The organism is Arthrobacter sp. B0316-1-20, assembly GCF_059091865.1.
Map to the genome: position 1 here is coordinate 1 of NZ_JBNHHC010000079.1, position 11,111 is coordinate 11,111.

Annotated in this window: 11 protein-coding genes; 7 read left to right on the forward strand and 4 right to left on the reverse strand. The window is 60.1% G+C overall.

The window, feature by feature from the left end:
• The 5 genes from AC5RW2_RS38215 (at nt 1) to AC5RW2_RS38235 (ending at nt 6,082) form a co-directional block, all read left to right on the forward strand.
• The gene (locus AC5RW2_RS38215; protein ID WP_494002592.1) at nt 1–1,428 is read left to right on the forward strand and encodes a phosphomannomutase/phosphoglucomutase; all 1,428 of its coding nucleotides are present in this window, start codon (nt 1–3) and stop codon (nt 1,426–1,428) included.
• Between the two features lie 242 nt (nt 1,429–1,670).
• A complete protein-coding gene (locus AC5RW2_RS38220; protein ID WP_493986613.1) occupies nt 1,671–2,621 on the forward strand; it encodes a nitroreductase family protein in 951 nt (316 codons plus the stop codon).
• A 242-nt stretch (nt 2,622–2,863) separates the two neighbouring features.
• Complete coding sequence (locus AC5RW2_RS38225; protein ID WP_493986615.1) at nt 2,864–3,994, forward strand: polysaccharide pyruvyl transferase family protein; 1,131 nt, start codon at nt 2,864–2,866, stop codon at nt 3,992–3,994.
• Between the two features lie 340 nt (nt 3,995–4,334).
• A complete protein-coding gene (locus AC5RW2_RS38230) occupies nt 4,335–4,568 on the forward strand; it encodes an acyltransferase (RefSeq protein ID WP_493986616.1) in 234 nt (77 codons plus the stop codon).
• Between the two features lie 71 nt (nt 4,569–4,639).
• Nucleotides 4,640–6,082 carry a lipopolysaccharide biosynthesis protein gene (locus tag AC5RW2_RS38235; RefSeq protein WP_493986614.1) on the forward strand — a complete coding sequence of 481 codons (1,443 nt, stop codon included), beginning with the start codon at nt 4,640–4,642 and terminating at the stop codon, nt 6,080–6,082.
• A gap of 195 nt (nt 6,083–6,277) precedes the next feature.
• Here AC5RW2_RS38235 and AC5RW2_RS38240 read toward each other — a convergent pair whose 3' ends face one another.
• On the reverse strand, nt 6,278–7,714 hold the full coding sequence (locus tag AC5RW2_RS38240) for an integrase core domain-containing protein (RefSeq protein ID WP_494075155.1): 1,437 nt from the start codon (nt 7,712–7,714) through the stop codon (nt 6,278–6,280).
• Nucleotides 7,715–8,199: 485 nt separating this feature from the next.
• On the opposite strand from AC5RW2_RS38240, the gene AC5RW2_RS38245 reads away from it, so the two are divergent.
• The gene (locus AC5RW2_RS38245; RefSeq protein ID WP_494002555.1) at nt 8,200–9,111 is read left to right on the forward strand and encodes a prephenate dehydratase; all 912 of its coding nucleotides are present in this window, start codon (nt 8,200–8,202) and stop codon (nt 9,109–9,111) included.
• Nucleotides 9,112–9,303: 192 nt separating this feature from the next.
• Here AC5RW2_RS38245 and AC5RW2_RS38250 read toward each other — a convergent pair whose 3' ends face one another.
• Nucleotides 9,304–9,762, reverse strand: a complete 459-nt coding sequence (locus AC5RW2_RS38250) for an SRPBCC family protein (RefSeq protein WP_494032021.1) — start codon at nt 9,760–9,762, stop codon at nt 9,304–9,306.
• A 106-nt stretch (nt 9,763–9,868) separates the two neighbouring features.
• The gene (locus AC5RW2_RS38255; protein ID WP_494032022.1) at nt 9,869–10,195 is read right to left on the reverse strand and encodes a hypothetical protein; all 327 of its coding nucleotides are present in this window, start codon (nt 10,193–10,195) and stop codon (nt 9,869–9,871) included.
• A 384-nt stretch (nt 10,196–10,579) separates the two neighbouring features.
• On the opposite strand from AC5RW2_RS38255, the gene AC5RW2_RS38260 reads away from it, so the two are divergent.
• Nucleotides 10,580–10,792 (forward strand): hypothetical protein, encoded by a 213-nt coding sequence (locus AC5RW2_RS38260; protein ID WP_494037070.1) that lies wholly within the window; start codon nt 10,580–10,582, stop codon nt 10,790–10,792.
• 75 nt (nt 10,793–10,867) lie between these two features.
• On the opposite strand, the gene AC5RW2_RS38265 is transcribed toward AC5RW2_RS38260, so the two are convergent.
• Nucleotides 10,868–11,111 (reverse strand): EamA family transporter (locus tag AC5RW2_RS38265; protein WP_494075156.1); only part of this gene is annotated, 244 nt, incomplete at its 5' end.

The following is an 11,111-nucleotide window of genomic DNA, read 5'->3' on the forward strand; positions in this document are numbered from 1 at the left end:
GTGACCACAACACTTGATCTTTCCGCATCGTTCAAGGCCTACGACGTCCGGGGTATCGTCGGCGAAACCATCACCACCGAAATCGTCGAAGCGGTCGGCGCCGCCTTCGTCGATGTGCTGGGCCTGGCCGGACAGACCGTGCTGGTCGGCGGGGACATGCGCCCCTCCTCCCCCGAATTCTGCCGGGCCTTCGCCGCCGGCGCCACCGCCCGGGGTGCGGACATCAGGCTGCTGGGCCTGATCTCCACCGACGAGCTCTACTACGCCTGCGGCGCCCTGAACGCCGCCGGCGTCACCTTCACCGCCAGCCACAACCCGGCCCAGTACAACGGGATCAAGATGGCCAAGGCCGGCGCCGTGCCGGTCTCCTCCGAAACCGGGCTGAAGGAAATCCAGGCCGCCGCCGAGCACTACCTCGCCGCCGGCAGCATCCCGGCCGTGGCCGCCCCCGGCCGGATCGGCGTGCAGGACGTGCTCAAGGACTACGCCGCCTACCTGCGCAGCCTGGTCGACCTGACCGGCTCCCGCCCGCTGAAGGTCGTCGTCGACGCCGGCAACGGCATGGCCGGGCTGACCACCCCCGCGGTCCTGGGCGACCGGCTGCTGCCGCCCCTGCCCTTTGAGATCGTGCCGCTGTACTTCGAGCTGGACGGCTCCTTCCCCAACCACCCGGCCAACCCGCTGGAACCGGAAAACCTCCGGGATCTGCAGGCCGCCGTCGTCGCGCACGGGGCGGATATCGGCCTGGCCTTCGACGGCGACGCGGACCGCTGCTTCGTGATCGACGAAAACGGGGACCCGGTCAGCCCCTCGGCCATCACCGCCCTGGTCGCCCGCCGCGAAATCGCCCGCGCCAAGGCCGCCGGCGAGGCGGAGCCGGTGATCATCCACAACCTGATCACCTCCCTGGCCGTGCCCGAACTGGTCGCGGCCGAGGGCGGGAAGCCGGTGCGCACCCGCGTGGGCCACTCCTTCATCAAGGCCCGCATGGCCGAAGAGGGCGCCGTCTTCGGCGGCGAACACTCCGCCCACTACTACTTCCGCGACTTCTTCAACGCAGACACCGGCATGCTCGCGGCCATGCACGTGCTCGCCGCCCTCGGCGAAACCGGCACCCCGCTCTCGGAGCTGGGCCGCGAATACGAACCCTACTTCTCCTCCGGCGAAATCAACTCCCGCATCCAGGACGCGCCCGCCGCCGTCGCCCGCGTCGCCGCCGACTTCGCCGGACAGCCCGTCACCGTCGACGAGCTCGACGGCACCACCTTCACCGCGCAGGACGGCCGCTGGTGGTTCAACCTCCGCCCCTCCAACACCGAACCCTTCCTGCGCCTGAACGCCGAAGCCAGGGACAAAGCCACCATGGAAACCATCCGCGACCGCGTCCTGGCCCTCGTCCGCCAGGACACCACAGGGCACAACGCATGAACGCCGAACACCCGCTTACGAAACAGGCATTGATCGAGGTTAGGAGACATAGTGCAAGAGCTCATCCATGAGACGATCGGAAAACCTCGCATCCGCTAAGTTACAATCTGCCGCCACCCCGACAGAGCCAAAGCGTTGACCGTCACCAACTTCACGCAACGATGAGCATACCGCGATTCGATATCATTATTTGTGTGTCGTCATGAGGCGCATGGATTTAAGCCAGTTAGCAAAGGACAGACGTGATAGAAAATATCAAAAACGCAATACCGCACGAATGGAAATCTTATATTCGGCGATCAATTCAGACTTATGAAACTCTTCGAGAGTACTGCCTCGATTTCCGGAATTACAACAACCACAGCGCCCCAACTGACGCAGGCGCCAATGCTAGGGTGTCCGCAAAGAACCTGGAAGCTCAACTCACAAAGGACTACCACAGGGTAGAAAAAGGGCTTTCCTTGCGCGAGCCCCGTCGCCCCTTCGGTGCGGGCGTCGAAACTCGATTCGATCGACTCATACCGGCCGCAACACAGTCTGAATCTCGCCCGCACTATTTGGAACACGCTTTGTCAGCGGCAGAAGCGTTAAGAAATTGGAATTCCAATGGAGAAATCGACAGCATCGTCAGTCCGGTGCGGCCAGACCACCACGCTCTCTCCCCTGATGAAGTCAAGGAATTTATTGAAAGCAGACGCAGCGTACGAGATTTTGATAATGACCGTCCTGTAAGCATTGAAACTGTTGAGAACGCCATCCGCCTGGCCACGCACACGCCCTCAGTATGCAACCGGCAAGCAGGTCGAGTTCATTTTTACAACGACCAATCGAGAGTAAAGCGGATACTTGCCCACCAGAACGGTAACGCTGGCTTCAGAAATCAAATCCAGAATCTTGCCATAGTTACGGTCGAAAGGGGCCTGTTCGCCGGTGCAGGCGAACGAAATCAGCGGTGGATCGACGGAGGCCTCTTCGCGATGACGCTGGTGTGGGCCCTGCATGGTCATGGCCTTGCAACCTGTATGCTCAACTGGTCCATGAGCAACAGCCAGAGTCATCGACTCCGGTTAGAGTCATCAATCGATGACAGCGAAGACATAATCTGCCTGATTGCTATTGGATATCCATCTTCAAATGCTCGGGTCGCGAGATCACCTCGCCGTTCCATTGAAGAAACAGCGACTTTCCACTGATATACGAATGTCGAACCCATCCTCATGGCATCAATCGGCTTTGCTGTCTGCAATCTTTCCTGTCTGTGATGAACTATCTATGAAATCGTCTCAGGTCAGAAGAGGAACTCTTGAAACGATCTGACGAACACAACTCGCCTTCTATACCTAACTATGAGCAACATAGGGAACGCATGATAAAATTAGCTCGAGCGACCTCGGACTTTATAAAGCTGACAGTACTTCCAAAAGTTTACCCCTTCATGGGTTCCGAACGATGTGAATCCCCAAGACCGCCGTATTCCTTGCTCATCCCCGCTCCGGGCGCAGGAAATATAGGCGATCAGGCCATGCTTGAATCATTTATTGAAAATGTTCCCGGGACCATCGTGATAGTCGCAACCAAAGGCGATGAGATCAGCGTACCTCATGTGGCACATGGGCGAATTACAATAATCGATCTGCCAAACTTGATATACGGACGGACGGATGTAAGCCATATCAGAGACGTAAGGCGTTTCAACTGGCTTCTGAGAGGTGCATCGTCTTTGTCCATCATCGGCGCCGACATCATGGACGGCGCTTACAATGTGACCCCCTCGGTCCGCCGAGCTGCACTTGCTCGGCTTGCCAAGTCGGCTGACGTTCCCTCCAGAGTGCTCGGCTTCAGCTGGAACGGAAAGGCCAATCCCTACGCACGAAAAGCTCTTCAACAGGCCTCGGCCACCGGAGTCGAGCTAATGCTGCGCGATCCGGTGTCACATTCCAGAAGTCAGCAGGACAACCTATCCAATACTATTCAGACCGCAGACATTGTCTTTTGTGGCAGAACGGTTACCACTCCGCGTGACCTTCCATTCTCAGCCGACTTCCCCCGCGATTTAGCCCTGGTAAATATTAGTGCGCACATTGAGAACAGTGTCAGACAAATTGATGAATATCGGGTCATTATTGATCAGCTTGTTCAGCAAGGAATGAATGTTCTCCTGGTGCCACATGTTAGCCGCCCATCATCGGATGACATCGAATTATCGCGCGCTCTTCTCGCACAGATAGACTCAGAGCAGGTTCGGATGCTCGATCGCCTGCTCTCCCCTTCCGAGATCCGCGGACTATGCAAGATCTCTACCATCGTGATTACCGGCAGAATGCACCTCTCGATTATGGCGCTGTCACAAGAGGTGCCAGCAATAGTCCTGTCGAGTCAGGGAAAGGTAGAGGGCCTTGCCCAAATGTTTGCAGGTTCTGCCTTTTGCATTGAGCCAAATCCCGGTTTTGGCGACAATATCGCTGACCTGATCCCCAAAGCCATCGAGAACCGACGAGGCATTCGAGAGCAGCTTGATCTGGTCAGGCCGCTGTCGGCTAGAAACTTTTCAGGAATCAGCACATAGCTCTCTGGACTTTTTGCGGGATGAAGTGAACTCTAACTCTCGCGGATTCGCAATCCGATCAGAACAGTACTGATAGAGTCCTACTGTGACTTTGCCAGATCGTCTCGTGAATATGCTTATTCCCTCGCCTTTACTATCTATGTCCTTACGAAGGACGTTGCTTCGGATTCTCGGCGCGTCAGTGTCCGAAGCTCGCATCGGACATGGCGGAACCTACATGGGAGACCTTAGGCAACTAACTGTTGAAGCGGGGGTGTTCGTAAATTGCAACGTGTCCTTTTACTGCACCGGCGGAATCACCCTCGAACGCAATGTTTCCATCGGGCCCAACAGCCTAATTATGACTGGCACCCATGAAATCGGTAACGGGCGTAAGAGGGCTTCGGATCCAACAACATTCGCCCCAGTGAGAATTGCTAGCGGTGCTTGGATCGGTGCAGGGGTGATAATTCAGGCAGGAGTCTCAATCGGTCAAGGCTGTGTAATCGCAAATGGTGCGGTTGTCACCGCTGACTGCCTACCGAACGCCCTCTACGGTGGGGTTCCGGCACGAAAGATTCGGGATCTGGAATAATCTAGCCGACTTACTCAACTAAGCGCTACACGAAGACTTAGCCGTATCACATGTAGAACGGAACGACTCACATGAGCTTAGCTCGAACGGCTTCGCGGGGTGCTGCATTTTCATTCATAGCCCAAGCCTTTTCATTTGTTATCACAATAACGAATCTAGCGATTGTCGCCCGAATATTAACACCGTATGATTATGGCCTAGTCAGCATGGTGACTGCTATTGCGGGAATTGCCCTGGTGCTGGCCGACTTCGGCCTCTCAATGGTCACGATTCAGGCTCAGAATATTTCTCACCAGCAGAAATCAAATCTATTCTGGATAAGCACGGGGCTAGGCTTGCTCTTAAGTCTTTCACTTTTTCTGTCTGCTCCATTGATTGCCGCTTTCTATGACATCCCCGAACTGGATCCCATCGCCAAGTGGATGTCCATCGTGTTCCTCCTACATCCGATAATGGCGCAGTTTCGTGCCCAACTGACGCACGATCTCCGGTTCAAGACGCTAGGCGTTGTTGAAGTCTTGGCGAATTTTCTTGCCCTGCTGGTGGCAGTAGTAACGGCCATGAGCGACTTCGGCTACTGGGCCCTGGTTGCTCACCAGATATCTCTCGCTCTTGGGTTGCTCGTACTTTTTGCAGCCACGGCAAAATGGATGCCGTCAATGCCTAGAAGAGCAGCTGGCATGAAGGCATTCCTTGCTTTCGGCGGTAACACCTTGGGTATACAAGTGCTAAATTACGCAACAAATAATTTTGACGCTGTGTTGGTGGGGCGATATTGGGGCAGCACAGAACTAGGTGCCTACTCTCGAGCGGTCCAGCTATTCAGGGTACCTCTGCAGCAACTTGGTCAGCCAATGTCACGCGTTGCCCTTCCGATACTTTCGCGACTACATGGTACGGACGATTACGCCAAGTACGCCTACAGGGCTCAACTAATAGTGGTTTATGTCATCGGTGGTTTATTTGCGGGCCTAATTCCCCACGCCCCATACATCACTGAAGGTGTGTTGGGTTCCGGCTGGGAGGCAACTACGCCGATACTTATGATTCTGGCCAGCGGTGGTGTATTTCAGGCTCTCGGCTATGCCTATTATTGGATATTTGTCTCCAGCGCTAATAACGGGATTCAGCTTAGAGTCACCATAGTATCCCGAGTTGTAATGCTGCTGATGATGTGGGGCGGTGCAATGATCTCACCGGCACATGTCGCATTAGCAGTTTCCCTCGGTCTGCTTCTGAATTGGCTGCTGCTCACTGTCATCGCCATTCCGCGCACGGGTCTTTCCGTTTGGCCTCTTACGGCTTCTGCACTTCGGGCATTGCTCCTACTGTCTCTTATGACGGCACTGACGTTGTTTGTTCAGCAATTTGACTTCTTCCCCCGTGGAATAGTTGCTGGAGTATCGCTGACTCTAATAATTCAGTTGGCAGTTGTGACGGGCACCGTTATCACTGTTCGGCCGATCCGTTCCGACGCGATCGCCATCGTTAGGGCAATTAGGGCATTTCGCTAATGGAACTCTCGAAGGCCTATCCGGGTGTGAACGCGCATTTGGGATGGCAGATAGCGTGAGTTGGTACTGGTAGTCCGGGTTGTTGGTGTGTGATCTCGTCACATCGTGGACACTGGATCTCGTCACTTCGGGGACGCTGAATCTCAGGGCTTCGTGCACGACTACCAGCGCGCCCCTGCCGCCCTGATCAGCGGTCTATCCGGCGTTGAAGACTGCCGGGACCTCTTCTCGGCGCTGGGCGAACTGCGCCCGGAACTCCGAGTGTTTGCGTTCCCAGTGCTTGGTCGGATTCGTCATCTCCACGCCCTGGATGGCGTAGGAGGCCACATACCGGTCTCGTACCTGCAGTGCGATCATCGGCAGCGGGAAGGAGAACACGACCTCACCGCTGGCAATGTCCGATAAGAGGAATTCGTCGTCGGAGATCGTGCGGTGGAATTCGCGCCCGGCGAAGGTCGTCGGCAGCGACACCTGATATCCCTGATAGTAGACCTGCCGGTTCGCCGGGGTGACTTCCACGATGGACTGGTCTGCAGCCTGCTCCACCACATTCTCGGGCTGGTCGGGGAGCAATTGCCCGGTTTTTGAGATCGTCACGGCGGATCGTCCGAGATCACCTTGGCGCAGGCGGCGTGCCTGCCGATACTCGGAGGCCTTCGCTTCGAGCACCTGAAGCGGGACCGGCTCCGTCGCGGGCGTGTGCTCGAGCAGCTCCCACGCCGTGCCAGGGGTGGCTTGATTGAGCGCCTGATGCGGTCGGCGGTGGTTGTAGTGTTCGCGGAATCTCGTGATCCGTTCCCGCAGTTGCTCGAGCGTGACCGGCCGGTTGGCGTCGAGGAACCGGATCAGGGTCTGGTGGGACCGTTCGTTCTTGCCTTGCGTGGTCGGCCTTCCCGGAAGCCCGCTGATGGGCATGGTGCCGCGAGAGGCGAGGAAGATCTCGACCGATCCGATCGTGCCGGCGCGGAGTTGGTTGAACGCCAGCGAGTTGTCCGACAAGAGCTCTCGTGGTGCGCCATGGGCGTTGATCGCCCGTTCGAGGACCTCCTTGGCGTCGGCGCTGTTCTCGTGACGGACGTGTGCCCACGTCCCGACGTCATACCGGGTCGCATCGTCGAGCACCTGATAGACCGTCACTGCCTGCCCTCCGGCGAGCCGATACTCGAACGCGTCCAGTTGCCACAACGACATCGCCGTGGCGCGCACGAACGGGATGTACGAGGACCTCGGACGCTTCTTCGGCGAGGGGTCAACCTGGCCGACGCTGGACAGCAGTCGGGCGATCGTGGCCACCGACGGGATACGCCCGCCCGGGAAGATGTCTTGGAGTGCGGCCTCGTAGTAGATCGAACGTGGGCCGTAGTCCCAGCCGTCCGTCTTGAGCTGCTTGCGGATTCTCACGAGTTCGTTGACGACCTCGGGACCGTACCTTCTGGCCGGGTGCCTTGGTGCCCGGGACCGAGGGTGCAGCGCTGCTGTCGACTCGCCCGCCGCCCGGCCACGGATCTTGTAGAACACGCTCCGCGAGATCTTCAATGTTCGACAGAACTCGGTCACCGATAACGAGTGGGGTTGCGAGGGGTCGTAGTTGATGATCGTGGCCCGCGTGCGGGGCGGAAGTGAATTCGTCATGCCGTCGACTCTCACCCACCACGGCCGCGACACCTGTCCCCGAAGCAGTGAGACATCGTGTCCACGATGTCATGAGATCGTGTGTCCATGATGTCTTGAGACAAGACATGGTACTGCTTTGGTACTTAGCCTGAGGCACTTCGGCGTTATGGTCCGGGATCTCCGGAACCGGCTGGACCGCCGCCTGAACCGGCACCGGCCCACGACGGAATCGAAGACCCCCTGCACTGATTCCTTCCAGCACCGCTAGCAGCGCATATGAGAGGTGTTCTCCGGCTGCCAAGGCTCTCTGCAACGGCCCAGCGCAACAGGCCCGCGGCCCCCGGGTGCCCGACTGGTGCTGTAACGGCCCGGTTCCTTCCTCTCAAGCACGGTTTTCATGTGTCGGCCCGGCACGACCGAACCGGTGGCAGCACCGCGCCGGTCACCACCACAAACCGTCAGGACGGCAGAAACGGAGCCCGGCAATGGGATACTTCCGTATTGTGAGTCCAGCAATCGCATACCAGGGTGAACCGGGATCCAATTCACACATCGCCTGCAGGGAAGTCTTCCCCGACTGGACTGCTGTTCCGTGCGCCAGCTTCGAAGACGCTTTTGCAGAAGTTACCGACGGGCGTGCCCGGCATGCCATGATCCCCATCGACAACTCGATCGCCGGACGGGTCGCGGACATCCACGCACTGCTGCCCGAAACCCGGCTGAAGATCGTGGGCGAACACTTTCTGCGCATCCGCTTCAACCTGCTCGGCATCCCCGGAACAACCCTGGACCAGGTGAGGGAAGTCCACAGCCACATCCACGCCCTGGGCCAGTGCCGCCGACTCATCCGCCGCCACGGCCTGACCCCGGTCATCGCCGGTGACACCGCCGGCTCCGCGCGCGAAGTCGCCGAGTGGAACAACCCAGCCAAGGCCTCCCTCGCCCCGCCACTGGCCGCGGACATGTACGGACTGGAGGTACTGGCCGCAGATGCCGAGGACGATCCCACAAACACCACCCGGTTCGTCATCCTGGCCGACAGCCAGTCCTACCCGCCCCGGACCCACCTGCCGGAACGGGTCATCACCAGCTTCGTCTTCCAGGTCCGCAACATCCCCTCCGCCCTCTACAAGGCCCTGGGCGGATTTGCCACCAACGGCATCAACATGACCCGGCTGGAGAGCTACATGGTCGGCGGGGACTTCGCCGCCACGAAATTCATGGTCGATGTCGAAGGACACCCCGAAGACGCCCCGCTCATGCGGGCCTTCAGCGAACTGGATTTCTTCACCACCGACGTGCGGATCCTCGGCGTCTACGCCGCACACCCCTACAGGACACGCCTGGCCGATCAGAACCCGACCCCGGACAGGCCAGCGGCTCCCCGGCACCCCTCTGCGTATCCCCATATATAAGGAATGCCTGCTCACACACGCCGTCCTCACACAGCAGCCAATGGCCTGGTGCCGATATCCGCGCAGATGACAACCCGGCCCGTGATGATGCCAGCCGCCATGGTCATGGCGCTGGGATGACCGGGAGGTTCCGGGGGAATGAACAGGGCCGCTGAGCGCCGAAGCGCTCAGCCGGACGCCTCCCGGGGGCGCCTAGGGCAGGTCTGCTGGCGCCTGTCCGGCCAGGACCTTCTCCATCGTGTCGAAGAAGCCGTTGTAACCGGCCGCCGTCTGCTCAATCTGCTCGTCGGTGAAGCCGCCGCGGGGCTGGGTCAGGACCATCTCGGTCCCTCCCCCGGCCTCCCTGAGCACCACGGTCACAGGATCAGAGTCCAAGGGGGCGCCCGGATCATCGTTCATGGTCAAGGCCAGGCGCCCGGGCGGATCAACCTGGGTGTATTCACCGGCCCACCGGATCGTGCTGCCCTCGGGCAGGCGCATGAGGGCCTTCCAGGTCCCGCCGACCCGCACATCCATCGACAGTTCCTCGAGCGGAACATCGACCGCTTCGGTGCCGAACCAGACGGAGAAGAGCTCAGGGCTGGTCCACGCCGCATAGACCAGCTCGCGGGGCGCATTGAAGGTGCGTGTAATGGTCAGATCATCGGTCACGGTCACTCTCCTGGGATGCTGCAGGGATCGGGGCGGTTCCGGTTCTGAAGCCTGGTCCGGGTGACCGGGCAGGTCCACAGGCGGGCGGAAATATTCAAGGCTGTCGTCAGGCTGCCATCGCCGGATGCGCCCGGCCGGTTGCCGGCCGGTCGGCCGTGAGGATGCTGAGCCGGCATTCGTTCTGAACGGGGTCGATGTGAAGCGGCAGCCGGTGGGCGGCCGAGCAGGATTCCAGCAGGGCCATGGCCTCCGGTTCAACCGCAGCGGCGCTCATATCAACCGCCAGAGCCAGACCGGGGAGCAGGGAATTGGTCCGCCGGGCCACCGCGCACAGCGCCTGAACACTTCGTCCGGTCACATGGCCGCCGACCTCGATACGGGCCGAAGCACAATCAATGTCCAGACGGACCAGAACACGGATCTTCTCGTTCACGAAACTCTTCCCCCCCATCACCGGCCGCGATGCCGCGGCCGCAAGCCAGCCTAGAACACGGATGTGACCCGCGCAACACTTGGGGGCTGTGTGTCGCAGCGGCGGCGGCTGCCGGTGGAACGGATGCAGGCGGCCGCAGGCCGTGTAATCCTCGGCTCTGCAGGCGGGCGGCCTTCGCTGTTCCGTTCCGGGGCTGCGGGCGGACCGGCCGCCGGCCGGGTGCCCGCCGGCCCGGTGCGTTCGGTAACGGGTGGGGGTATTCCCAGGGCCGGGGCCCGGGCCGTACTCTGGGGCTTCAGCCTCATGCCTCGGGGCCAGGAATCGACGCCCCGGGCTGCAGCGGCTTCGGGGGCACCGTCGGCCGGTTCAGGGAAAGGGACGGACGTGGAAGCCACCAGCAGGGATAAGAGCATTGACAGGGTCCGTGTTGCTGCCGCAGACAGGGAATCGGCGCAGTTCAGGCTCGATCACGCCGACGTGACGCTTCGCGAAGAGATCCTTGACGGGCTGGCGCAGGCTGTTCCCGTCCCCGTTCTGGCTGCGGCCTCGGGTCTGCCGGTCCGGCAGATCCGCAGAATAGGGCGCGTGCGTACCTGAAACGGGACCGGCAGCCGGATGCCCCGCCGCGTGTCAGGGACGCCAGGCCTGCCCGGCTGCCGGCGGGTCCTGCGCTCAGGAGGAGCGGGCCGCTGGTGAGGTGTCGGCAGGATGCGGGACACGGGGGCGGGTGAAGGCCTGTTCGTTGGCCAGGGCCACGCCTGTCAGAACGGTGAGTCCGCCGATGATCTGGGCGGCGGTGAGCGGGTGGCCCAGGAACACGGTGGCGATCGCGGTGAAGACGGTGATGAGGTTCAGGAACACCCCGGCTTTGGCCGGTTCGATCGTGTGCAGGGCCCGGTTCCAGCAGATGTAGGAC

Coding starts and splice junctions, on each gene's coding strand:
- AC5RW2_RS38225 (WP_493986615.1), top strand. CDS start 2,864: ATGGGTTCCGAACGATGTGAATCCCCAAGACCGCCGTATTCCTTGCTC.
- AC5RW2_RS38230 (WP_493986616.1), top strand. CDS start 4,335: ATGACTGGCACCCATGAAATCGGTAACGGGCGTAAGAGGGCTTCGGAT.
- AC5RW2_RS38235 (WP_493986614.1), top strand. CDS start 4,640: ATGAGCTTAGCTCGAACGGCTTCGCGGGGTGCTGCATTTTCATTCATA.
- AC5RW2_RS38240 (WP_494075155.1), bottom strand. CDS start 7,714: ATGACGAATTCACTTCCGCCCCGCACGCGGGCCACGATCATCAACTAC.